Origin of the sequence: Pseudothermotoga sp., from assembly GCA_025060105.1 — a bacterium.
GTDB lineage: Bacteria > Thermotogota > Thermotogae > Thermotogales > DSM-5069 > Pseudothermotoga_A.
This window is the reverse complement of sequence record JANXCS010000007.1, coordinates 19,468-42,540: the sequence shown is the minus strand read 5'-3', so window position 1 is coordinate 42,540 and position 23,073 is coordinate 19,468. Positions and strand designations below refer to the sequence as shown.

24 protein-coding genes are annotated in these 23,073 nt (G+C 43.3%); 8 read left to right on the top strand and 16 right to left on the bottom strand.

Annotated features, from left to right (window positions below; all coding sequences use genetic code 11):
• Positions 1–6: 6 nt before the first annotated feature.
• The 4 genes from NZ875_07415 to NZ875_07400 all read right to left on the bottom strand — a co-directional run bounded on the left by NZ875_07415 (position 7) and on the right by NZ875_07400 (position 4,551).
• Positions 7–837, bottom strand: coding sequence for a carbohydrate ABC transporter permease (locus tag NZ875_07415; GenBank protein MCS7175566.1), 831 nt, complete (start codon positions 835–837; stop codon positions 7–9).
• Entirely contained in the window at positions 834–1,703 is an 870-nt protein-coding gene (locus NZ875_07410) for a sugar ABC transporter permease (GenBank protein MCS7175565.1), read from the bottom strand. The genes NZ875_07415 and NZ875_07410 overlap by 4 nt, the downstream gene beginning before the upstream one ends.
• Before the next feature lie 45 nt (positions 1,704–1,748).
• Positions 1,749–2,972: an ABC transporter substrate-binding protein gene (locus tag NZ875_07405; GenBank protein MCS7175564.1), complete on the bottom strand. Its 1,224-nt coding sequence runs from the start codon at positions 2,970–2,972 to the stop codon at positions 1,749–1,751.
• A gap of 241 nt (positions 2,973–3,213) precedes the next feature.
• Positions 3,214–4,551 carry an alkaline phosphatase gene (locus NZ875_07400; GenBank protein ID MCS7175563.1) on the bottom strand — a complete coding sequence of 446 codons (1,338 nt, stop codon included), beginning with the start codon at positions 4,549–4,551 and terminating at the stop codon, positions 3,214–3,216.
• Between the two features lie 223 nt (positions 4,552–4,774).
• Here NZ875_07400 and NZ875_07395 point away from each other — a divergent pair, with 223 nt between their 5' ends.
• A complete protein-coding gene (locus NZ875_07395; protein ID MCS7175562.1) occupies positions 4,775–5,716 on the top strand; it encodes a DUF523 and DUF1722 domain-containing protein in 942 nt (313 codons plus the stop codon).
• A gap of 14 nt (positions 5,717–5,730) precedes the next feature.
• Here the strand turns inward: NZ875_07395 and NZ875_07390 are convergent, their stop codons facing one another.
• Positions 5,731–6,123, bottom strand: a complete 393-nt coding sequence (locus NZ875_07390) for a class II SORL domain-containing protein (GenBank protein MCS7175561.1) — start codon at positions 6,121–6,123, stop codon at positions 5,731–5,733.
• Positions 6,124–6,138: 15 nt separating this feature from the next.
• On the bottom strand, positions 6,139–6,651 hold the full coding sequence (locus NZ875_07385) for a rubrerythrin family protein (GenBank protein ID MCS7175560.1): 513 nt from the start codon (positions 6,649–6,651) through the stop codon (positions 6,139–6,141).
• A 695-nt stretch (positions 6,652–7,346) separates the two neighbouring features.
• Between NZ875_07385 and NZ875_07380 the strand changes: the two genes are divergently transcribed.
• Positions 7,347–7,472 carry a hypothetical protein gene (locus NZ875_07380; GenBank protein ID MCS7175559.1) on the top strand — a complete coding sequence of 42 codons (126 nt, stop codon included), beginning with the start codon at positions 7,347–7,349 and terminating at the stop codon, positions 7,470–7,472.
• A gap of 155 nt (positions 7,473–7,627) precedes the next feature.
• Here NZ875_07380 and NZ875_07375 read toward each other — a convergent pair whose 3' ends face one another.
• Positions 7,628–9,622 (bottom strand): S9 family peptidase, encoded by a 1,995-nt coding sequence (locus tag NZ875_07375; GenBank protein ID MCS7175558.1) that lies wholly within the window; start codon positions 9,620–9,622, stop codon positions 7,628–7,630.
• 61 nt (positions 9,623–9,683) lie between these two features.
• Here NZ875_07375 and NZ875_07370 point away from each other — a divergent pair, with 61 nt between their 5' ends.
• Positions 9,684–10,256 carry a hypothetical protein gene (locus tag NZ875_07370; GenBank protein MCS7175557.1) on the top strand — a complete coding sequence of 191 codons (573 nt, stop codon included), beginning with the start codon at positions 9,684–9,686 and terminating at the stop codon, positions 10,254–10,256.
• A 48-nt stretch (positions 10,257–10,304) separates the two neighbouring features.
• On the opposite strand, the gene NZ875_07365 is transcribed toward NZ875_07370, so the two are convergent.
• The 9 genes from NZ875_07365 to ftcD are packed head-to-tail and all read right to left on the bottom strand — an operon-like array spanning position 10,305 to position 18,071.
• The gene (locus NZ875_07365) at positions 10,305–10,484 is read right to left on the bottom strand and encodes a hypothetical protein (protein MCS7175556.1); all 180 of its coding nucleotides are present in this window, start codon (positions 10,482–10,484) and stop codon (positions 10,305–10,307) included.
• 5 nt (positions 10,485–10,489) lie between these two features.
• Positions 10,490–11,854, bottom strand: a complete 1,365-nt coding sequence (gene uxaC, locus NZ875_07360) for a glucuronate isomerase (GenBank protein MCS7175555.1) — start codon at positions 11,852–11,854, stop codon at positions 10,490–10,492.
• A gap of 14 nt (positions 11,855–11,868) precedes the next feature.
• Positions 11,869–12,957, bottom strand: coding sequence for an alanine/ornithine racemase family PLP-dependent enzyme (locus NZ875_07355; protein MCS7175554.1), 1,089 nt, complete (start codon positions 12,955–12,957; stop codon positions 11,869–11,871).
• Positions 12,944–13,831, bottom strand: a complete 888-nt coding sequence (gene era, locus NZ875_07350; GenBank protein ID MCS7175553.1) for a GTPase Era — start codon at positions 13,829–13,831, stop codon at positions 12,944–12,946. The genes NZ875_07355 and era overlap by 14 nt, the downstream gene beginning before the upstream one ends.
• Before the next feature lie 2 nt (positions 13,832–13,833).
• Positions 13,834–14,220, bottom strand: a complete 387-nt coding sequence (locus tag NZ875_07345) for a cytidine deaminase (GenBank protein MCS7175552.1) — start codon at positions 14,218–14,220, stop codon at positions 13,834–13,836.
• The gene (locus NZ875_07340; protein ID MCS7175551.1) at positions 14,186–15,487 is read right to left on the bottom strand and encodes a hemolysin family protein; all 1,302 of its coding nucleotides are present in this window, start codon (positions 15,485–15,487) and stop codon (positions 14,186–14,188) included. The genes NZ875_07345 and NZ875_07340 overlap by 35 nt, the downstream gene beginning before the upstream one ends.
• Positions 15,488–15,506: 19 nt before the next feature.
• Positions 15,507–15,959 carry a 23S rRNA (pseudouridine(1915)-N(3))-methyltransferase RlmH gene (locus NZ875_07335; protein MCS7175550.1) on the bottom strand — a complete coding sequence of 151 codons (453 nt, stop codon included), beginning with the start codon at positions 15,957–15,959 and terminating at the stop codon, positions 15,507–15,509.
• Positions 15,949–17,148: an imidazolonepropionase gene (gene hutI, locus NZ875_07330; GenBank protein MCS7175549.1), complete on the bottom strand. Its 1,200-nt coding sequence runs from the start codon at positions 17,146–17,148 to the stop codon at positions 15,949–15,951. The genes NZ875_07335 and hutI overlap by 11 nt, the downstream gene beginning before the upstream one ends.
• A complete protein-coding gene (ftcD, locus tag NZ875_07325) occupies positions 17,145–18,071 on the bottom strand; it encodes a glutamate formimidoyltransferase (GenBank protein ID MCS7175548.1) in 927 nt (308 codons plus the stop codon). The genes hutI and ftcD overlap by 4 nt, the downstream gene beginning before the upstream one ends.
• Before the next feature lie 107 nt (positions 18,072–18,178).
• On the opposite strand from ftcD, the gene NZ875_07320 reads away from it, so the two are divergent.
• From NZ875_07320 to NZ875_07300, 5 genes are read left to right on the top strand one after another with little or no spacing between them, the layout of a single operon-like run.
• On the top strand, positions 18,179–18,955 hold the full coding sequence (locus tag NZ875_07320) for a mechanosensitive ion channel family protein (GenBank protein MCS7175547.1): 777 nt from the start codon (positions 18,179–18,181) through the stop codon (positions 18,953–18,955).
• Between the two features lie 32 nt (positions 18,956–18,987).
• Entirely contained in the window at positions 18,988–19,521 is a 534-nt protein-coding gene (locus NZ875_07315; protein MCS7175546.1) for a 3'-5' exonuclease, read from the top strand.
• Positions 19,515–20,756: a PhoH family protein gene (locus NZ875_07310; GenBank protein ID MCS7175545.1), complete on the top strand. Its 1,242-nt coding sequence runs from the start codon at positions 19,515–19,517 to the stop codon at positions 20,754–20,756. Before NZ875_07315 ends, NZ875_07310 begins: the two co-directional genes overlap by 7 nt.
• Before the next feature lie 11 nt (positions 20,757–20,767).
• Positions 20,768–21,529: an ABC transporter ATP-binding protein gene (locus tag NZ875_07305; protein MCS7175544.1), complete on the top strand. Its 762-nt coding sequence runs from the start codon at positions 20,768–20,770 to the stop codon at positions 21,527–21,529.
• 4 nt (positions 21,530–21,533) lie between these two features.
• On the top strand, positions 21,534–23,063 hold the full coding sequence (locus NZ875_07300) for a hypothetical protein (protein MCS7175543.1): 1,530 nt from the start codon (positions 21,534–21,536) through the stop codon (positions 23,061–23,063).
• The last annotated feature ends 10 nt before the right edge of the window (positions 23,064–23,073 follow it).

The following is a 23,073-nucleotide window of genomic DNA, read 5'->3' as shown; positions in this document are numbered from 1 at the left end:
CCCTCCTCACCCTTTAATGCTACCCAAAGTGAGACCTTGGATGAAGTATCTTTGGAAGATCAAAAACACTACAACGGGAACCGTCGCTGCAAGTAGAGCACCAGCCGCTATTATGTTCCAACTACTGATCCATTGTCCCTGAAGTGTTGTGAGACCGATTGTCACAGTTTTCTTGGCATCACTCTGCAGTAATATCAAAGACCACAGATAATCGTTCCATATCCATGTGAACTCCAAGATCCCCAGGGCGGCCACCGCAGGTTTGACCAATGGCATAACGATTTTTGAGTATATCATGAAATCGCCGGCTCCATCCATCTTCGCTGCGTCGAACAAACTGGAAGGTATCGTCACCATGAAATTTCTTAGAAAGAAAGTGCAGAAGCCAAGCTGAAAAGCAACGTGGAACAGGATAACACCGATCAAAGTATCATATAGTCCAGTCACAACAGAGAATCTGTATACCGGTATGAGCAGCATTTGAAAGGGTATGAGCATACCAGCGACGAAAACCATGAGAATCGCCGTTCGAAACTTGAACTCGTACCAAGCCAACGCGTAAGCACTGAGACTGGAGAGGAAAAGCGTACCGGCCACCGAGACAGACGTTACGATAGCTGTATTGAAAAAATAACGTCCCATTCTTCCTTCTCTCCAAGCAATTTTGAAATTTTCGAACGTCCACGTTTTGGGCGGAGACCAAAAATTCCTGAGCATGAAGATCTCATCCATGGTTTTGAAAGATGTGAAGATCGCGACCATGAATGGTACCATCCAGATGATAGCTATCAAAGTACACAGCGCATAGAAGGCAACGGCTTTCCATTTTCTTTTCATAACCTTTCCTCCCTCTTGAGTACGTTGAGAACGTAGACAAGGATGAAACCAAGCGTGATGAGGAACTGTACCACAGCTATGGCCGCACCGTAACCCATTCTGTAATTGTGGAATGCTTGTATGTACATGTAATTCGCCATCACACTGGATGAATAGAATGGTCCACCACGCGTCATGACGAAAACTATGTCGAAAGCTCTCAGGGAATCAATGATGTTCACCGTCACTGCTATGACCAAGGCCGGTCTGAGTTCTGGGAGTATCACGTACCAAAACCTTTGAAACGCATTAGCACCGTCAACGATAGCCGCCTCTACGTGCTCTTTATTGACACTTTGAAGTCCTGCAAGAAAGAGCACCATCGCGTAAGGTATCTGTCTCCACAGTGCAGCCCAGATCAGAGAGTACGTGACAATCTTTGGATCGCTCAACCACGGCTTTGCAAGGGTCCCAAGTCCTATGTATCTTAGAAAACTGTTCACTATCCCCCCGGTAGGTTCGAGTATCCATGACCATATTTGACCTATAACGACGAAAGATAGAGCCATGGGGAGATAGATGAGTGACTTGTACACTTTGTGACCTGGATATTTTTGATCCATCAACATCGCGAATAACAAGCCAAGTGGTATCGACAAGATCACAAAACCGATCATCCATTTGAAATTGTTGATCAAAGACAAAATAAAATACCGATCATTGAACAACAACACAAAGTTGTCTAAACCAACGAACTTTTCCTTAGTCATACCGTCCCAACGTGTGAAGCTCACTATGAAAGTACGAAAGATGGGATAGATGACCCAGATGAAATACAGGGCTAAAGGCCCCGTCAAGAAAAGATAAGGTGTCAATCTCTTTCTCATTCTTTCACCTCGAAAACCCACGGGCACTCGGCCCGTGGGGAAAGATCATTTAGCGTAGATTCTTTTTCTCTCACTTTCGAGTTTTCTCAGTATGTCAGAAATTCTTTTTGGATTGAGCATGAATTCGATGAATGCGTTCATACCGACCTCGGCCATCTCTGGATTGGTATCCCTATCGTAGAACTGTGCCACACCAGAAGAAGCTAGAATCATGTCGAGACCTTTTCTCGCGTGATCGTCCGGAGGCGCAACTGCCACGTTAGCAGCAAGTCTTCCAAGATCCTTAGCGAACTTTTCCTGCGCTTCTTTCGAGGCGATGAATCTCAAGAATGCTATAGCTCCATTCTTGTTTGGAGCATTTGCTGGAATCATGAAACCGTCGATAGGTGTTTCTTCATAGAGGGGTATAGAGGGATCAATGATTGGGAATCTGAAGAAATCTAAATCGTCTTTAACTTCAGCTGGAGCGACGTCCTTTATGAACTGACCCATGTAGTACATACCCGCCTGGCCCCTGAACAGGAAAGTGGCTGCTTCTTGCCATTCGTAAGCTGTGTGGTTTGGTAACAAGTATCCTTTGTCTATGATCTGACTCCAATACTCGAAGACCTTCATGAGTTTTGGATCAGTGTAAGGAACCTCACCAGCAGTGAGCGCTATGTGGTAGTCTAAGCCGTTGATCCTCAAGTTCAATATGTCGAACCATCCTGCGGCCGTCCATGGAAATTTGGTTCCAATCGCTATGGGTACGATACCGTTTTTCTTCAGCGTTTCACAAACTTGCAGGAACTCGTCCCAGGTTTTTGGTTCCTTGATCCCAAGCTTTTCAAACACTGATTTCCTATAATACACGCCCCACCAATACCAGCTTTGTGGTATAAAATAGATCTTGTCTTTGTAGGAACATGTGCTTTTAAAGGATGCGGGGAAGAAATCTTCCCATTTGGCTCCTTTGAATACTTCTTCCACCGGTGTGATGAGATTCATTTGTGCAAAATAGCGCATTCTCTCTCCAGCGAACCATGTCACCACATCTGCTGTACCTTTCGGTGAAGCGAGCCACGTTCTCAGAAGCACTTTGAAATCTTCATGAGCAAAGGTGTTCACGACTACTTCGTACTCTGGATATTTCTTCTGAAACATCTCAACGAGTTCTGCCAAAGCCTTTCTGGGCGCAGGATCTGACATGTAACTGTTGATCACTATGCGTTCTTTTGCGAAGAGTAAGAGCGTGAACAATACGAAGAACAGTACGAGCAGTTTCCTCATAGAAATATCCCCCCTTTTAGATTATCGGTAACGTTACCGGCAACTTCCGAATTTAAATTAACCATACAGAAATATATCTTGTCAACATCAATAGACACGGGAAATAAATGAATAAAGAGTAAAAACAACGAAATCTTGGAAGATATTCCTTTTAATTTCAGAAAAACTCTCGTTTTCTCTGAAAAACGTGTTGAGTTAACAAAAAGGTGGGCGTGCGCCCACCCACTGTTCCATTTCAAGATCAGTACAACACAGGCCCTGTAATGATTGGTTCTTTTTGGATTGGATAGGTGAGAGGATAGCCCATCAACCTTGCAATGGTGCGTGGAATGTCTGTATTGTCAAGCCAACCTGTGAAGTGTTCCGCACCTGGACCAAAAGCGAACAGGGGAACGGGATCACCCGTATGATCGAACGTAGTCCAGCCGAGCAATGCTTTCGAACTGATGTATCTTCCAAAAGCATTGGGCAAGTCATAAGCGGTTTTAGCGGTCTTCTTGATGTTCAAAAGTTGTTCATACTCTTCATCTGTCATCTCAATGTCGTAGTATTCTTTCACTCCAGCCAAAAATTTTTGCTTCTCGTCTATGTTGTACCTGGCAAGGAACCAATCGGTGTTCGCCTTGAATTTTCTCAGCTTTTCGACTTCCAGCATATACGTACCAGTAGAAGTAGAAAGTCCTCCAGTTTCATGGTCAGATGTGACGATGATAAGAGTGTCAGGATTTTTCTTCGCAAATTCGAGAGCCACACCGATTGCTTTGTCGAATTCTACAACTTCCTTCCACACACCATATGGGTCGTTACCGTGAGCTTCCCAATCGATTTGGGAACCTTCCACCATGAGGAAGAAGGGTTCACCATCCTTTGAAAGTAGTTCGAGAGCCTTTTGAACCATTTCGTAGAGCATAGGTTGTTCACCCGTACGCTCGCTCGCTGGAGCGAGGTGACTCGAGGCAAAAAGTGCAAGGACCTTTCCTGAAGTGATCTGTGCCAGCTCACTCTTTTTCGTGACCAACGTGTAGCCTCTTTCCTTGGCTAGTGCCAACAAGTCTTTTTCATCTTTCCTGCTGCTTCCCTTGACTGAGGCGGGTATGAAGTGTCTCAAACCACCACCCATGATCACATCGAAATCACTCTTAATCAACTGTTCAGCTAGCTCGTTTTCCATGTCTCTGTCTGGCACGTGACCATAAAAAGCGGCAGGGGTAGCGTGAGTGATTCTACACGTAACAACTATTCCCACCTTAACACCGTAGGATTTGAGTACTTCGGCTATGGAAGGTACAGGTTCACCGTTGGGTAGCATACCAATCATACCGTTTTTCGTCTTGAATCCAGACGCCAAAGCTGTACCGGCAGCTGCTGAGTCCGTGACCCACGTATTGGCCGAGAAAGTTCTCACTATGCCTACATATTGAGTTTTCATCATGTTGAGAGGTCGTCCTTCGAGAATGCTTGCCAAGTAAACGTGGTTGAAACCCATGCCATCACCTATGAAATAGATGACGTTTTTTACGTGTGCAAGGACTAACACGATGGAGGCGAACAACAATAAAACTGTGAGTAACTTCTTCACACTTCACCCCTCCTCTTTGAAGATCTTCCGCCACAAATGTATTCTTATACCGTTAAATTTGTATTTAAATTTGTATTCATGTTCATGAGAAAATTCTAAAATAATTCTGAGGAACAGCTCAAGAAGGATCATTGTCTCTATTTAAAACGACTTTTTGTGGTGATGCACCTTACCACTAGTAAATTATACATTTGGCTCGCCATAACAATTGGAGGTGGGCAATGTGCGAGAGGTTTTTGCAAGACCAAAGGTGGTTTTCTCGGCTTGTTTGAATTTTGAGCCAGTTAGGTACAATGGCCAGCTGATCAAAGATGAGTTCTGTGAAAAACTTTCCAAATATGTTGAAGTTGTGAAAGTATGCCCGGAAGTTGGTGCTGGTTTTGGGGTTCCTAGGCCTGCGATCAAGATAGTTTTCCAGAACGATGAAAAGCGTGTGATTCAAACCGACATGGGTCGAGATGTGACAGATTCGATCAAAATGTTCAGTGAAGTTTTTCTGAATCAACTCAAAGAGATCGATGGATTCGTGCTGAAGAAAAAATCTCCATCGTGCGCCATCGCTGATGCTGTTGCGTACAAAATCCTGCGTGGAGAAAAGATTGTTATAAAAACTGTCGGAATTTTTGCAGAGTTGGCTATGGAGAAGTTCCCCAATTCAGCATTCGCTGACGAAGGTAGGTTGAAAAGCTATTGGATTCGTGAGCATTTCTTGACCAGAATTTTTTCGAGTGCAGATTTGAAATCAAGATCATTCAATAAACTAGAACTGGTCCAGTTCCATGAAAGTTACAAATATTTACTCATGGCACATAGTCCCTCCCTGTTGCGGCAGCTTGGAAAATTGGTCTCCAATTTGAAAGTTGCTCCCATGAAGGAAATCGTGTCGCTTTACAGCGAACTTTTCAATAAAGCTTTCTCGGTCAAACCAACATTGGGTAAGCATTACAATGTATTACAGCATCTCTATTCACATTTGAAAGAAAAGCTGAGGGAGAAAGAGCAGGAGAACATGTCTAGGCTGTTGGAAGAATTTTCGCGAGGGAAGATCAGCTTGAAAACGATCAGGGAAGTTTTTCGAATCTATGCACTGAATTTTGAGGACAACTATCTTCTGAACCAAAAATATTTGAATCCATACCCTAGAGAACTCGAATCGGAAAAGTGAGGCCCAAGGAGGCCTCACTCGATCGCGATCCTCTTACTACTCTCCCACAGACCGTGTATGTTGCAGTAAGAAAGTGCGATGAGAGTACCAGGTTGGGAAAGCTTTACAAACGTTTTGATGCAAGGTTCTGTATAGACAGCGCCCGTGTTTGGTCCCTTCACCGTGGCTCCATGAGACAAAAACTCGTAGTTACCCACCTCGTAAACGTAAGGATCCCCATCAGGTTGGAAGAACAACTTGATCCAACTTATGTGGTGCTCGGTCGTGTTGGGATGAGGGATCTCTTTACCAACTGTTACCGTGATCTCAACTTTCTCGTTGGCCTTCACTTTGTCTGGTGCCTCGATCACTGGAACATGCTTTTCTTTCTTGAAATCTTCAGTCTTTATGAACTGCGACAAGGGCATCTTCAAAACCTCCTTTCATGCGGAGAAAGAAACGTAAGAACTCTTCGGAGCCCCACAAACAGGGCACTTTTCCGGTGGTTCATTCTCCACCGTGTGACCACAAACTGGACAGATATAGATCCTACTGGTCGCATAATCTTTGCCTTCTTCGACAAGTTTCTTGGCGAGTTTGTACATCTCTGCATGGATCTTTTCAGCTTCCCAAGCAAAACGCGTGGATCTCTCAGCTCCCTTTTCTCCTTGAAATTGTGCTGTGTGGTTGTAGACTGGATACATTTCGTTGATTTCAAAGGTTTCACCATCAATACATTGTTGAACGTTTTGTTCCAGTTGCTGATAGATTTTTCCGAGTTCTCTGTAATGATTTCGCGCATGAACGAACTCTGCATATGCGATGGCCTTGAAAAGGTTAGCGAGATTTTTTAATCCCTTCTTTTCAGCCTCGTCTGCGAAGATGAGATACTTCATGTGTGCCATGCTTTCACCCGCGAAAGCATCCTCAAGGAATTTCTTCGTCATCTCCCTCATAGCATCCCTCCCATTTACTATTCTATTGTAACTGAGTTGGTACCGATTGGAACAACTTCTTGGTGAAACTTCAATAAAATGCATTTGTTATTATTTGAAGGGAATGACCAGTGTGTTCAAAACACTCTTCTTGACGAGTTTAGTTGTTATCTTCCTAACGATTGCGTGTTTTAGTCTGATTGTTCAACAAAGCTAAAGATTCTAAAGATTCTAAAGATTCTATGAAGAACAGTCGCAGAGTCAACAGTCGGATGAGATCGGTGTGCATCTCATAGATAAGGTTCTTCCAATCGATAAATTTTACTGTTGAACGAGGAAGAAACGATGATGATAAACGACGAACCAACAGTGGTTAATTTTCTTTCGTTGGAACGGAAATTCGAGTTGGCGAGGTACCGATGGAAGCTTACGGTCAATTGATATTGAATATTTCGAATACAACGATAACTACCAACGGTGAATCACACCCACCCAGGGTGAGCTCAAGATCGTTGAAGTGTCCTTTGCAAAGATTCCACGTTGAACCAGGTGGCTCGATTGTGTTGGACTTTAACCTGTCAAGATAGATCAAAAATCAGTTCAGACTATCAACAAATGCGCAAGCGGTATCATGTAACTCAGTCATTTACGCAAAGTACGATCATCTATGAGATATCACAGGAAGAATGATCGATCGAGCCGGAGGTGTTTCACACATGCTCTTGGCACTCTTCGAAACTGACCGAGCCAATCCAACTGTGGTGATCTTAACGCACAAAAGGTCTACTGATTGGATGAAGAATTCAGCTTCTGCAAAATCAGCTTCGGTCAATATTCGCTAACTATGCAGAATGGCAATCTTTAGGAAAGCCAGATCACGTTCTCATCAACACCGGTGAGGATCGAAAATAAACGTGAACATGATCAATCAGAACGTCGATCGACGTGATGATACCACGCTGATATCTTTCCTAAAATGAAGGGGCATGCTGCCCCCTCATTTTAGATGTTTGTTGAACCAACCAACGATTTCTTTCAATCTTCTGATCCTGTGTAGTGGTTTTCCACTTCTACTCAATTCGTGATTTTCACCTCTGAACATGACGAGCTTTGCATCGACACCGTGGAACTTCAACGATGTGAACATTTGTAATCCTTCAACCAGCCAGCACCTGTAATCTTCTTCGGAATGGATGAAAAGTGTAGGAGTCTTCGCTTTATCGGCGTACTTCATTGGTGAGTGAAACCAGAGTTTTTCAAAATTGCTCCAAGGCGTTGCGATGTGCTGATCTTCCACGAAGAAATAACCGATGTCCGTGGTGCCGAACTTGCTTATCCAATTCGCGATGCTTCTGTCAGAAACAGCTGCTTTGAAACGATCCGTATGTCCAACGATCCAGTTAGTCATGAATCCCCCATAAGAACCGCCAATCACACCGATTCTTGTCTCATCGATGAAAGGATATCTCTTCAGTGATTCATTCAAGAAACTCATTATGTCCTCATAATCTATAGTTCCGTATTTTCCACGTATATCTGCGAATGCGTTTCCTCTCCCGTCACTGCCTCGAGGATTACAGTACAACACGAAGTAGCCTTCATTTGCGAGTAATTGCATTTCGTGGAAGAAAACTTCACCATAAACTGTTTTTGGTCCACCGTGTATCTGCAAAATTGCGGGATATTTCTTTTCGGGCTGAAAGCCTATCGGTTTCATTACCCAACCTTCCAGGAGTGTCCCATCCTCACTCGTAAAAGTAAAGCGTTCTGGTTTCGAAATGGATCTTTCTTTTTGAACCCACTCGTTGAAAAATGTGATTTGTCTTTCTTCACCGGAAAGTTCATAGATTTCCTGGAGTTTCAGATTTTTCATACCAACGAAGAAGATCCTTCCACGAACGACGTCGAAACCATCCACTGAACCTTCCGTTTCGGTGAGTTTTTCTATCTTGCCGGAAAGATCCAGCCTGTAAAGTTGGCAACTGTGCCATTGCGTACTCACAAAGTAGAGGAATCCTTGATCGACTTTGATTGTCCTGAGTGAACCATACCTGCAGTCACTGTTCACACTGTTGTATAGACTCGCATCGAAATCTGGTGTGATCAACTTGACCGTTCCTGACGAAGGATCGAGCAAGTAGAATTTGGGATTTTCATTGATTCCATAATTTTTCATATCGCTGCCGGCGAAGACGAGATGACCGTTGAACGGCTCGGCAAAGAAGTATCTGAACCCCTCCGTGTGGGTTAGTCTAGTGGATCTATCCTTTTCTAAATCGTAAAGGTAAAGATCATTGCTCCTCACCATGACGTTTTCAAACCTGTTAGCCGTGTAGAGAATCGTTTTACCGTCTTCGCTGTCCGAAAAGTATTCCACGTTCGATAGTTCGTCGCTCACGGCTCGTATTTGGTTGGACCTGAGATCGTAGGTGTATAATCTTATCCTCTTTTTGTTAGTAAATCCAGAACCGTTGGACCAGAAAGGTATCTCATCCAACACTTCATAATCTTTTTCTTCTTTCAGAAACTTGAGGATTTTTTCTTTCTCTTCGTTCGACATCTTCGAAAAGTCTCCGAGCCTATGATCGTACAAAGCTGTGAACAAAAGGAAATTTTCGTTCATTTTCTTCAGTTGTTTGACATAAAAAGGGACTTCGAAAGCTCGTTTAGCTTCTCCTCCATTCACATCGATGATGTAGAAAACTGTGAGCGGTTCTCCACTTTCTTTCCGCCTTTTGTCTTTTTCATCTCTCATCGATGTGAACAGGATCGAAGATTCGTCCAGCCAGATTGGCAAACTGTCGGAATTAGAAGAGGTGAGTTGAAAGAGCCTTTCTCTCTCGACGTCGTAAATCCAAAGGTTAGAGTTGTAAGTGTTATCTCGTTCGTTCATCTCGTGCACGACGAAAACCACTTTTTTTGCATCTGGTGAAACAACCAAGTTTGAAACGAATTTGAATTTGAGCAGATCTTCCACTGAAATCTTTTCCAAGAAATTCACCTCCATTTTGTTCGCATTTGGTACTATTAGTATATCAGGAGGTGAGAAACCCATGGTGTTGTTCAAAGATGAAGGCGAGGTCAACACTGAGGCAACTTTGAGAATAGCCTTTGAGGAAGCTTTGAAAATAAATTCTAAGAAAGTGTTATTAGCATCTTCACGGGGCTACAGCGCCCAAAAAGCGTTGGAAATGGTTCCAAAAGGGGTAAAGCTCATCGTTATAACACACCATGTTGGCTTTAAAGAACCAAACTGCGATGAGTTCTCGCCGGAGATCAAGAGAAAACTTGTTGAGATGGGGCACGTTGTTCACACAGCAACTCACGCATTGTCGAGCGTGGAGAGGGCTTTCAGAAGGGAATATGGCGGTATACACGTTGCCGAGATAGTTGCAGATGCGCTGAGGCTTTTTAGTCAAGGGGTAAAGGTTTGTGTCGAGATAACGTTGATGGCAACGGATGCTGGATTGGTGAGAACCGATGAATGGATCATTGCTTGTGGAGGAACGAGTAAAGGACTCGACACCGCCATGGTGGTAAAACCTACGAACTCTTCGCGCTTGTTCGACCTGAAGATTGGAAAGATCCTTTGCATGCCATCAGAATACGCTCGAGATCTCAGATGAAACTCATTGAATCACTCATCGACGTTTGAGTTCTTACACACGTTGGTGTTATTCTTTCTGTTCGTTTTCAGCACTTTTTGGTAGTTTTGAAAGTTTTAGAGCAATGTAATTCTCATTTTTCTCGAGAATGGCGTAACGATTCCTATCTTTGATTATGATCTCAATGAGGTTATATCCTTCTTTCAATTTCTCTTCTATCTTTTTCCTATCTTTATCACTGAATTCCACGCTGATCAACCCCCAAAGAAAAACGATTTGGGTCTTTTATAACAAAGCTCTGTGCATACTTCTATGGCTTCCCTCAAAGGTATCTGTCCCCTCTCGACCATCGTTCCAACCACATCGCAAAGAACTCTTCTGAACATTTCTGTGCGTGAGCCATAAGACATCAGTTTCCTCGAGTCCGTCACCATACCAACCAAGTTGCTCAATAGGTCTACCGAGGCAATGTATTCGAGCTGGTATCTCATCCCAAACGGACTATCGTTGAACCACCAAGGTGCTCCAAGAAAAACATTTTCGAAAGATCTCGCTATGGTAGCCATCACGGACAGATAACTCGTGTCCATGCAATAAAGAACAATTTTCGTTTTTCCATCAAAATCGTTGAAAAACTCTTTCATACCTCTAGCCACGTCAACGAAACCTGCGATGATGTCACCGCCGCTGTCTGGGCCGAGTTTCTCGAAAAGCTTAGTTCTGTAATCTCTCATGGCACCTATATGAAGTTGCATAGTCCAGTTTTTCTCACTGTCTAATTCAGCGAAGACGTAGATCATGTGAGATTGGAATTCTAAATGCTCTTCGTAAGAAGTCGGTGTCTTAAGAGCTTTTTCGAAAATCTGAGCTGCCTTCTTTTCATCAACCCTGTGTACTAATGGCTCGAGCAAGGCGTGGTCACTACAAACGCATCCGAGTTCATTGAAGCGATCGTGCGTTTTTTTCAAAGCATCGACGAAGTTGTGAAAGTTCGCGATCGAAATGTTTGTTCGCTGTTCGAGTTGCAAAATGAATTTTTTGAAATCGGGTGAATGAACTTTGCAAAATCTGTCGGGTCGCCACGTGGGAAGTATCTTTATACCCTCCAATCTTTCACGTGCGAGCTCATGGTAGAGCAGATTTTCTGCAGGATCGTTGGTTGTGCACATGATTTCGACTCCCATGTTCTTCAAAAGCTTCTGAGGTTTCATATCTTCACTTTTCAATTTTTCTTTCGCCTTGTTCCAGATGATCTCTGCTGTGTCTTTGCGAATAATTTCGTCAATACCGAAACGCCGTCTCAAGTCCAGATGTATCCATTCGTAAGTGGGATTTCCAACGAATCTTGGAAAGACTTCAGCGAGTGCAAGCCATTTTTCATAATTGCTCGCTGTTCCCGTGATCTTTTCCTCGGATATACCACTCCTCCTCATCAGTTCCCAAACATAATGGTCAGTCGCAGCTTCCACTTCCCATATATCCTTCCAACCTTTGTTCTCGACGATTTCCCTTGCGTCACTGTGGTTGTGTGCATCTACGATGGGAAGATCTTTCACCAATTGGTAGAGTTCCTTCGCGGTTTCGCTGGTCAAAAGATAATTTTCATCCAAGAACGCCATAGGAGAATCCCCCTTCATACATAAACTTTTTCCACGTGAGGACTTGTCATGGCCCTCAAAAGCCCAGCGTAACTGAGTCTGAATCTCATCACATCTCCCACTTTCACATGGTGGTTCAGCTCAGTGACGTCAACTATTGTATGATCGCTCGATGCGTGTAGAACGATTGCTCCATTTTGCAATGGTTTCAAATGGCCAGGCACCGTGTCTTGCTCTCCGAGAGCAAGAATAGCTTTCTTTCTCCAACCTCTGTCGACGAAATTTGGACGCCTTCCAAAAGCGTCGAATCCTACTTGACCCACAGGTATAGATGGTTTGATCTTCACTTCGATCACTTCAGCTTCTAAAATGAAAGCGTCTTTCTCAAGCCAGTCAATCTCTCTGTTGTTCGTGACATCTGTACCTAGATAGATCGCTTCTCCAACCCTGAACTGGTTCACACCGAATGGAAGTTTTCCCTCTTCAGCGAGTTTCAAAGCTGAAGTGTTACCCCCAGAAACAATAGACAATTCTCTCCTTATCTTTTCCTCAACAGCGTTTCTGATTTTCAACAACAAATTCATGTTTTCCTCATTGGTTAGAACCCCACCGTAGCAACCGAGATTAGTACCTACGCCACACAACTCGGCCCAGTCACACAACCCTTCGGCTTCAGTGATTTCTTCCACAGCTCTCTCGTACCACACACCTTCTCGAAGATCACCCAAATCCACCATGTAAATTAGTTTCACTCTTCGTTTTTTCACTCGGCAAAGCTCTTCTATTTTTTTCACCACTTCAAGTTCAGAAACTAAAACATAATCGCACAATTCGACGACGCTCTCAAGTTCGCTGATTTGGGGAATTCTGAGCATCATGAATGGTCCGCTCACACCGTTTTTCAAGAGTCTTTCAATATTTTGTATTCTGGACTCACCCAGGATTTTAACACCCACTTTGCGGAGCGCTTCTGCAACGAATGGATCACCCAAAGTTACCTTCGTTACACCCACCAGTTCGATTTGATATTTCGAAAGCATTCTTTGAATCTTTTCTGCGTTGCTCGCCACTTTCGAAAGGTTTATGTAGAGCTTCGGCAAGTGAAACACCTCACTGTAAATCATCTTTCATACCAATTTCGTTCAGAATGATGAAATCTTTATCTCTCCAGTTTTTCTTGACTTTCACGTGTAAATCAAGGTAAACCTTTTTACCTAACAGTGCTTCTATTTCCAATCTTGCAAGTGTGCCAATTTGCTTGATCATTTTTCCATCCTTGCCTATCAGGATACCCTTTTGAGAGTCCCTCTCGACATATATTGTTCCAGCAATGTAAACGACACCATTTTCTCTCTCAACGACTTCGTCAATGATCACTGCAACACAATGAGGTACTTCATCTCTCGTGAGTAACAATACTTTTTCACGGATGATCTCTGAGAACTGGAAAGAGAGAGGTCGATCGGTAACAGTATCAGGTGGGAAGTACATGGGTCCCTCAGGTAAAGCTTGTTTGATGGCTTCGAAGAGTTCCATCACACCTTCATTTTTCACAACGCTTGTGAAGAAGATCCCTTCGAAACTGTGTTTTTGTTGTGCAAACTCAGCCAAACGTTGATAATCTTCTGCAATGTCTATTTTGTTGATCACAAGAAAGCTTTTGTTCTTAGAAGACCTTAAAAGTTCCAATATTTGTTCTTCCGGCTCACCCCAGCCTTTCGTAGCATCGATAACGAACAATATAAGATCTACACTCTTCATCGCTTGCACAGCTGCTTCCACCATAAAGTGTCCCAGCCTGTGCAAAGGTTTGTGAATTCCGGGTGTATCTATGAAGATTATTTGATGGTCTGAATCTGTGTAGATACAACGAATTCGATTTCGCGTCGTTTGAGGTTTTTCAGTCACAATGAGCACTTTCCTTCCCATGAAGGTATTTATTAAGCTAGACTTGCCAACGTTTGGTCTCCCCACAATCGTTACAAAGCCCGACTTCAAATTTATCTCCCCTCGAATTTGAACGCATGAGGTAAGAGTTCCGAAACGCGCGTTTTCATTATATCACCTCTCCTATTGGTTAGCAAAACCTCGAAATCTCCAAATTCGCTCATCACTTGTCTACATGCACCGCACGGGCTGACTGGAAGATTTGTATCTGCAACGATCACGAGCTTTTCGAATTGAGTTTCTCCTGCCGTCACGGCAGAGAAGATCGCCACGCGTTCTGCACATATGGTTAACCCAAAGGAAGCATTCTCCACGTTGCAACCGACGAAGATCTTCCCAGATTTGGTCAAAAGGGCTGCTCCAACCTTGAAATTGGAATACGGTGCATAAGCTCTGTTCATAGCTTCAATTGCTTTTTCTATCAGCTTCGCTTCGTTCATCTTTTTCTCTCCTTTTTATGCTCATCAGAACTCTCTCGATCTTGCTCTTCGTTGCAGCCACAATTTTGAAATGAAAACCATTCAAATCGAGCTCTTCACCGACAGACGGTATCCTTTCAAACTGTTCTAAGAGATATCCCGCGAGCGTTTCATGCTCAGTTTCTGGGAATTCTACACCCAGTTCACGCTCTATATCGTTCAATGGAGTGGTGCCCTTCACCATATAAGTGTTTTCAGAAACTTTTCTTATATTACTCGTTTCATCGTAGTCGTACTCATCCATGATCTCGCCGATCAATTCCTCAAGTATGTCTTCCAACGTCACGATACCAGCCGTACCTCCGAATTCATCAACCACGACTGCCATATGCATCTTTTTTTCTTTAAAAATTCTTAAAAGCGTACTTATTCTCATAGTTTCTGGAACGAAAATTGGTTCGCGCATGATTTCGGCAACTTTCTTGGTTTTAATGCTGTCCCACCCAAACTGCTCTACGAGGCCCACAGCGTCTTTGACATAACAGATACCCACTATGTCGTCGATGTCTTCTTTGAAAACGGGTATACGTGAATAACCTTCTTTGTTCACCAGTCTGATGAACTCTTCAATTGTTGCACTTTCCTCTATTGCCACCACATCTACCCTGGGTGTCATGATTTCTTTTATGGCTGTCTCGCTCATCTTGAATGTCCGCTCGACTATCATTCCTTCCTGTTTTCCTATCGTTCCATCCTCAGTACCAGCACTCACAGCGTTGAGAATGTCTTCAGATGTTATGAACGGGGCATCTTCCATGGCTTCTCCACCAAAAAGTTTGACGGTGAGATTACTCAGGAAGAGTAACGGCTTAATGACTGGAGAAAGGAGACGCTCAAGGAAACGGAGCAATTTCTCAGACCAACCATAGATGCGTTCTGCATACTCTCTCGCGTATATCTTCGGAGAAATCTCACCGAACACAAGCACAACAAAGGTGACGAACACGGTTCCAAGCAGTGCAACAACTCCTTGGTTGACATCTTTGAACAATTTAACGAACAGCAGAGTTGCAACTGATGAGAGCATGAGGTTGACGAAGTTGTTCATTATGAGAACAGCCGTCAACATACGGTTGACACGGTGTATCGATTCTTGTTCACCTTTCTTGATGAGTTTCAATCGACTCAAGGAAGTGAGAGCAGTCTCCGAAGCGGAGAAAATTCCTGAAAGTGTGAGTAAAGTGATCATGGCTAGCAGTTGGAACAGACTACTGTATGGATCCTCCACCAGTTCTCTCCCTCCCAAATCAGTAATGGTACCTCTGGTTGTTCAGTATCTTAAAACTTCTGAACAACTGTTCCAGCAGAACTATGGTCGCAAGGCGATGTGTTAAAGTCATGCTCGAAAGAGAAACCAACTCGTTTGCTCTTTTTTTCAAATTTTGATCGACTCCGAAGGGTCCTCCCACGATAAAAATGATCTTTCCATTTCTCACCAAAAGATCCCACAAATGATGTGCGAACGAAACAGAATCGTAACTAACACCACGTTCGTCCAACAATACGACGTAATCATCGTTCTTGAGTATTCTAAGCACTTTCATTGCGTCCTTTTTCAGCGTAGATTCGTTTTCAACGTTATCGTGTCCTAATTCTATCAGTTCTACGTCAACAAATTGAGAGAGCATCTTTTTGTACTCTTCTACTGCCATGCGTGCGAAACCCTTCATTTTTCCAAGAACAATCACATTAATTTTCAAACACTTGACCCCTTTTCACAACAGCTTTAGGCATCAAACCTACCATGTAAGGTAACGTCAAAAGGTCTACTTCATCGTACAAAACCAAGTCCGCTTGTTTCCCAATTTCCAAAGTTCCAAGCTTGTCCGCCAAACCGAGAACATGCGAAGCGTTCAAAGTGTAAGCTGTTAGAACCTCTTCTGGCGTCATCTTCAAATACCTCACAGCTAGGTGCATGACTAAACTTGGCTCGAGCGTCGGACTGGATCCAGGGTTCAAATCACTAGCGAGAGCTACTGGTACATTGTATTCAATGAGTTTTCTGGCTGGAGCATAGTTCTCGTTCAAATGGAAACTCGTGGCAGGCATAAGCACAGCCACAGTACCAGCTTTCGATAAAGCTTTGATCGATTCATCGTCTATCTTCAACAAATGATCCGCGGAAACTGCTCCAAGTTCGGCGGCTAACTTGCTTGCACCAATGCTTTCAAGTTCATCCGCGTGCACGCGCACCTTAAAACCTTTTTCAACAGCTTTGAGCAAATACATCTTTGCGGATTCCACATCGAAAGCACCTCTGTCACAGAAGATATCCACAAAACCAGTGTACTGTTTCACCTCGTTCAACATCTCTATCAAAAGATTCACGTAGTCTTTTTCGGTTACACCTTTTGGGATGGCGTGTGCTCCCATGAACGTAGCGACTATATCCTGAGGCACAATCTTAGACAACGTGTGTATAACTTTCAATTGTTTCAATTCACTCTCTCTATCGAGTCCATAACCGCTTTTGCACTCTATGGTTGTGACGCCCTTCTTCAGCAAATGGCTGAGAATTTTCAGATTGAATCTTACAAGGTCCTTCTCCGAGGCCCGTCTAACCTTTTCCACTGTTTCGTACAAACCACCGCCTGAGCTGTGAAGTTGAAGATAGCTGATACCACCGACACGTTTGAGAAAATCGTTTTCTCTGAAACCATAGAAGGGAACGTGAGTATGGCAATCCACAAAGCCAGGCACCACTAGGTCAGCTTCTATGAACCGTACAAAGCTTTTTGGCATCTTGGAAGCAAGTTCAACTATCCGACCGTCCTCAATCCAGATATAGATGTCTTCCAAAATACTCAGTTTGGACATATATTGTCCGACCTTGGCAGTGACGCCAGTGGGTGTGTAAAGTTTTTTCGCAAAGACAAGAAGCTGTATCATTTTTCTTCCCCTTCCAACTTTTTGGCAAGGATCTCTAGAATCTTGGTCTCTATGATTCGGTTCACATTGAAATCGTCTATCTGCAGGTAGAACTGTGCAACTTCAAGCATCGCTTGAATCGGTACCATTCCTATGATTTCGCTTCCAATCACAGGAACTCCATACCTTTCCGCTTCACGCTTTATCGTTTCGAACACTCTAAAGAGTGGGCTCTTCTTATAGTTCGTCATATTCATAGAAACTTGTACTATACCTTTTTCTTTCAACTCCACCGCGATCGCCTTCACGTATCTGTATCCACCACTTATATGGCGCACAGCTTTGGCTATTTTTTCTGCGATTTCTATCCTGTTGGTTCCAAGATTGACATTGAATGCTATCAAATACTCTCGTGCACCTACGGCTGTAACACCTGCAGTTGGATGTACCTGAGCCGGTCCAAAATCTGGTTTCCAGAGAGGATCTTTTATTTTCTCAAAGAATCCTTCGAATTCCCCCTTCCTTATTTCGGAAAGATTCTCTCTGTGCGAAGCTGAGGCGGATTTTTCATACAGGAAAACTGGTATACCCAGATCTTCACCAATTCTTTTTCCGAGCTTTTTTGAGAGTTCTACGCATTCTTCCATTGTTATGTTCATCACTGGTACCAGTGGTATAACGTCCGTTGCACCCATGCGTGGGTGTTCCCCCTTGTGTACTCTCATGTCTATCAGTTCCATAGCTTTCTTCGTCATTTTGAAAAGAACTTCAATCAAAGGTTCCGGTGCCCCAACGAGCGTCACGACAGATCTGTTGTGATCTGGATCCATAGACCAGTCCAAAATCCAGACTTCCTTAACTCCTTCAGCCTGAGCAATTATTTCCCTCACTATTTCTTCCCTTCTACCTTCACTGAAGTTCGGTGCGGACTCCACGATCTTCACATCTTCCACCTCCTACACTCACAAACTGATTATACTCGAAGCGGAAGCTCGAGCGGGTTGTATGTTATTATTTTTGTTTGACCGAAGGAGGGAGGTACGCGCTGAATATGCATACCATAGTCACACTCATCAAAACTGCCATAGCCATCGTTGTGGCTTTTCTAGTCTATAAATTCATCTACAATGCGGCAGTCAAGGCTGCCGATAGGCTTGGAAAAAGGATCAGGATGAGGAATACCCTTCGAACGATCTTCGCAACGCTCATTGGACTTGTGACGGTTCTTGTGATCATGGATATCTGGCAGGTCAGTTTGATCCCTTATTTGACTGCGCTCGGTATAGGTGGTATAGCCGTGGGCTTTGCCGTACAGGAACCGCTCTCCAACTTCATTTCTGGCTTATTAGTCCTTTTGACCGGAAAATTACGCGAGGAAGACATAGTTGAGATAGACGGTATCGTTGGTACAGTTGAAATGATCAACTACAACCATACAGTGCTGCGAACTTTCGATGGTAGGCAAGTACTGATCCCAAACAAACAAGTGTGGAATCAAAGACTTATCAATCACTGGCCGAGTGATACTAGAAGGTTCTCCATGAGAGTTTCTGTTTCCTACAACAGTGATTTTGCAAAGGTGATCGAAATTCTCAAAAAGTGTCTTGAGGAAGAACCTTTGGTTGAAAAATCTTGTGCGAATGTGATTCTTTTCAGTGGGTTCGCGTCCTCTTCAATCGATTTTGAAGTACTCTTCTGGGTTAGGAAAGAAAACTACTTTGATGCCATCAACGCCTTGGCAAAAAGAATAAAGAAGGAATTTGAAGAAAATGGTATAGTCATACCGCTACCGCAACTCGATGTTCATATTAAGGGGAGAATACTTTGAGAAACAAGTTCACCGATCATATATTTTGTGCTATGGATACTGAGACAACGGGAACAGACCCTTCGTCAGGAGATCGAATCGTTGAGGTCGCGCTTGTTCCCATCTACAAAGGTAAGATCCTCTATAGGGGGATATACCATTCTCTGGTGAATCCGAAGATAAAAATACCAGCCGTTATTGAAAAAGTTCATGGTATAGGCAACCAACAACTTCAAAGTGCTCCAGATATGGAGAAAGTCTTTGAGAAGATCAAAGCTTACATGACTAAATCGATAATGGTTTTCCATCGAGCACAGTTTGATCTGACTTTTCTCGATTTCGCAGCCAAGGAAGTCGGCACTTTTCTTCCAACGATTCGTTTCCTTGACACTCACGAAATCGCTCAGTACATCTTTAAAGAAAGAAAAACACTCCCTTGGCTCGCGAAACACTATGACTTACCACAGCCGACACACAGAGCGTTGGACGATGCCATCGTAACAGCAAAAGTCTTCTTGAAGATGATCAAGGAACTGGAAATGGATGTGACAGAACTAGTGAAAACTTGGAGTGGTGAGGAATGGTAAAAAATTATGTGTTAGATACGAATGTACTAGTGCACGATCCTGAAAGCATCTACGCCTTTGAGGATAACAACGTGGTGATACCTTTAGTTGTTCTGGAGGAGCTCGATTCACTCAAGCGAAGATCAGACTCGGTTGGCAGATCCGCGAGGCATGTCGTGAGGGAACTCGACAAGCTCAGAGAATTGGGTGATCTTTCGAGGGGTGTCAAGCTTAAGAACGGAGGAACATTGTTCGTGATGAGCCTCACTGATTTGAGAAGGGACTTCATCGAGTATTTCCATTCGAAGTATCTCGATAACTGGATTTTGGCTTACGTAGTCAGATTGAGCAGAACGAGTAGTATTCCAACGATCCTAGTCACGAAGGATATAAGTTTGAGAGTGAAAGCCTCAGCACTTGGTATTGAAGCTCAGGATTACCTCACTGACCGTTCAAACCTGACTACGCTCCCAGATGGTTACAGAGAGGTTGAAGAAGTGATCGTCGAAGGACAAAAATTGGATGGTTTTCATGAGAACGAATACATCAAAAGTTCTAAAGGATATTTCAAGGTAAAAAAAGGAGTTGCAGTGAAACTTTCCATTGACTTCTCTAATGTCGTGTGGGGTATCCAAGCTTTGAATGAAGAACAGCTCTATGCTATGGATGCTATGTTGGACGACAGTGTTTCACTCGTGACGATAGTCGGTATGGCGGGTACAGGCAAAACTTTGATAGCGCTTGCTTGTGCATTGGAAAAAACCATCAATCAAAAAAAGTATCGGCGAATAATTGTGGCTCGTCCCCTCATCCCAATGGGAAAAGATGTAGGTTATCTACCAGGAGGACTCGAGGAAAAACTTCAGCCTTGGATGCAGCCTATCATGGACAATCTTGAGTTTCTCTTCGATAAAGTTGGAATGAATTTGAAAGATTTTTTGAGAAAGAAAATCATGGAAATAGAAGCATTGAGTTTCATAAGAGGAAGAACCATACCTGATCAATTCATCATCATAGATGAAGCACAGAATTTAACGCCGCACGAAGTGAAAACGATTCTCACAAGGACTGGCAACAACGCTAAGATCGTGCTGGTGGGAGATCCATATCAGATCGATACTCCTTACCTAGACAAGGACAGCAACGGTTTGGTGTACGCGGCTTCGAGATTGATGGGGAATCCATTGGTTGCGCATATAACACTCAAAAAGGGTGTCAGATCTCCACTCGCGAGTCTCGTGGCTGAAAAGCTGTAGGAGGTATGAATTTGGCGAACGTGGTCATAGAAACCAAAGATTTAGTGAAAAACTTTGGAAAGGTTTGTGCTGTTAAAGGATTGAATTTGAGAGTGTTTGAAGGAGAAATATATGGCTTTCTTGGTCCAAACGGTGCTGGAAAGACTACGACCATCAGAATGCTCACAGGTACTCTCAAACCGACCTCTGGATTTGTAAAAATCTTGGGAATGGATATGTGGGGCAAAGAGATAGAAATCAAAAGATCCATAGGCGTCGTGCCTGATGAGCCGCGCATGTATTCGAATTTGAAAGGTTACGAGTTTTTGAAGTTTGTAGCTGAGATCTTTGATATGGACGAAAAAATAGCACAACAGAGGGTGGAAGAGCTTTGTTCAGTGTTTGGTGTCGATTATTTGGACAAGTTCATTGCCGATATGTCCCACGGTATGAAACAAAAGATACTTCTGATAAGTGTGCTGATGAGGAAACCGAAAGTGATTTTTTTGGATGAACCCACCGTGGGACTCGATGCCAAATCTGCAAAAATTTTGAAATTACTTTTACAAAAGTATGCTTCTGAAGGATGCACGATCTTCATGACCACACATGTTTTGGAGATAGCAGAAAAAATGTGTTCAAGGATAGGGATAATAGACAAAGGGATCCTCATAGTGGAAGGTACCATGGAACAATTAAGAAATTTGGTGAAAGATAGAATGGCGAGTCTTGAAGACATTTTCCTGCAGCTCACGGCGACAGAGGATATATCGCAGATAATCAAGGAGTTGTAGAGACGTGAGACAATTTCTTGTACTTTTGAAATACGGTTTGAAGACTTTCAACCGTTCCAGCGGCAGAATGCGTCGATTTCCCAGTTTTGTTCTCATCCTCGCCGCATCGATCGCTTTCGGTTTACCAATCGCTTCGATATTTTTTGAGATGTTCAAAGTCCTTTCTTCTTTTCCAATTGAAAAATATGATCTTTCAAGTTTGCTGGCCATGCAGTGGTCATTGGTGAGTGGTTTTCTATTCTTAGTTTCCTTCATACCAAACCTTGTGAGTTCTTTCGTTCGCAATGAAGAGTTGCAGCTTCTTTTAGCGTTGCCTATCAGACGTTGGGCTATAGTCTCATACCAAATGTGTCTCACTTTGCTTTTGCAACCGCTTCCCGTCGTGTTGTACGTGTTTGTGCTTCCAGCTTATGCTCTCGCTCGTGGTAAACATCCACTGTTCGGATTGATGAGTGCTGTTCTCTTCACGATGATGCTCCTATCATTATCCGTTCTTCTTTCTTGCTTCGTTGGTTTGTTCCTCAGCAGATCGACGGCAAAACGATTGACCGTTGTGAGTCTCATAGTCACAGTTGTTATTTTTCTGATGGTGAGCCAATTCTTACCAACTTACGCGAAGGAACTTTTGAACAGTGATGTACATACTCTGACTCTTTCTCTTAAACGTTTTATACATCCTTTGAACATATTTGGTTGGCCAGTCAAAGCTATCGATGAGCCCTTGTATGTATTCTTCATGTTACTTTTTAGCTTTTCACTTTTAATTGCCTCTGTGCAAGTGAGCGAATGGCTCACTTTCGAACAGAAAAGTTTTGCTCAGCCAGCGAAAAAAATCAGTTTCTCTGGAGGGGGTTTATTTTGGAAAGATTTCAAGTTGCTTTTCAGAAGCGAGCAATCCATCTTCACTCTGATCTATCCTGTGGTGTTCGGTATCTTGCTTGCCATCGTTGCACGTTCGTTTGTCCCAGCTTTGCTGATGGTCACAATCATAAGTGGTACGTACGTTTCCTATAGCGCAGCGTCGCTGACAAAGCAAGAACTTTCCTGCTGGCCATTACCTGCTACTTTCCCCGTGAGTGAGCTTCAACTTTTTTTACCGAAGCTATTCATACCATCTTTTGTTTACAGCGTCATTTTTGCCGGCATGTTAGTGTTCTTTTATGTCTGGTTCTCGTTACCGATTTTTGCGTACATATTACTACCGTTTGTGTTCATCTTGTATAGCTTCGCATCAACGTTGGGTACGTTCTTCTATCTAAAACAACCTACCAAGGTTGAACTAGTGAATCCTTCTCGCGTGCTGAATCCAACAAAAATTTTGACCATCCAAGGCCTCATTCTGCTGATTTCATCTATCAGCATCTTGCCGATCTTTTCCGAGCAGTTTCAATCTTTGTTGTTCATGATCTTCAAATCGACGTCCTTTGTGACAAGTTTGATCTGTGCTCTTCCCATTGTGTTCTGTGCGACGATGATCCTTTTGATAAAAAAACTGATCAAACGCATTGGTTATTTGTTCCGACGAATCGAATAGTTACTGAAAC

What these genes read in the sequence shown, in the direction of transcription:
- NZ875_07415 (MCS7175566.1), bottom strand. Translation starts at nt 837, where the DNA reads ATGAAAAGAAAATGGAAAGCCGTTGCCTTCTATGCGCTGTGTACTTTG.
- NZ875_07410 (MCS7175565.1), bottom strand. Translation starts at nt 1,703, where the DNA reads ATGAGAAAGAGATTGACACCTTATCTTTTCTTGACGGGGCCTTTAGCC.
- NZ875_07405 (MCS7175564.1), bottom strand. Translation starts at nt 2,972, where the DNA reads ATGAGGAAACTGCTCGTACTGTTCTTCGTATTGTTCACGCTCTTACTC.
- NZ875_07390 (MCS7175561.1), bottom strand. Translation starts at nt 6,123, where the DNA reads ATGCCCTTGTCGCAGTTCATAAAGACTGAAGATTTCAAGAAAGAAAAG.
- NZ875_07385 (MCS7175560.1), bottom strand. Translation starts at nt 6,651, where the DNA reads ATGAGGGAGATGACGAAGAAATTCCTTGAGGATGCTTTCGCGGGTGAA.
- NZ875_07380 (MCS7175559.1), top strand. Translation starts at nt 7,347, where the DNA reads ATGCTCTTGGCACTCTTCGAAACTGACCGAGCCAATCCAACTGTGGTG.
- NZ875_07370 (MCS7175557.1), top strand. Translation starts at nt 9,684, where the DNA reads ATGGTGTTGTTCAAAGATGAAGGCGAGGTCAACACTGAGGCAACTTTG.
- uxaC (MCS7175555.1), bottom strand. Translation starts at nt 11,854, where the DNA reads ATGGCGTTCTTGGATGAAAATTATCTTTTGACCAGCGAAACCGCGAAG.
- NZ875_07355 (MCS7175554.1), bottom strand. Translation starts at nt 12,957, where the DNA reads ATGATTTACAGTGAGGTGTTTCACTTGCCGAAGCTCTACATAAACCTT.
- NZ875_07345 (MCS7175552.1), bottom strand. Translation starts at nt 14,220, where the DNA reads ATGAACGAAGCGAAGCTGATAGAAAAAGCAATTGAAGCTATGAACAGA.
- hutI (MCS7175549.1), bottom strand. Translation starts at nt 17,148, where the DNA reads ATGATACAGCTTCTTGTCTTTGCGAAAAAACTTTACACACCCACTGGC.
- NZ875_07320 (MCS7175547.1), top strand. Translation starts at nt 18,179, where the DNA reads ATGCATACCATAGTCACACTCATCAAAACTGCCATAGCCATCGTTGTG.
- NZ875_07315 (MCS7175546.1), top strand. Translation starts at nt 18,988, where the DNA reads ATGGATACTGAGACAACGGGAACAGACCCTTCGTCAGGAGATCGAATC.
- NZ875_07310 (MCS7175545.1), top strand. Translation starts at nt 19,515, where the DNA reads ATGGTAAAAAATTATGTGTTAGATACGAATGTACTAGTGCACGATCCT.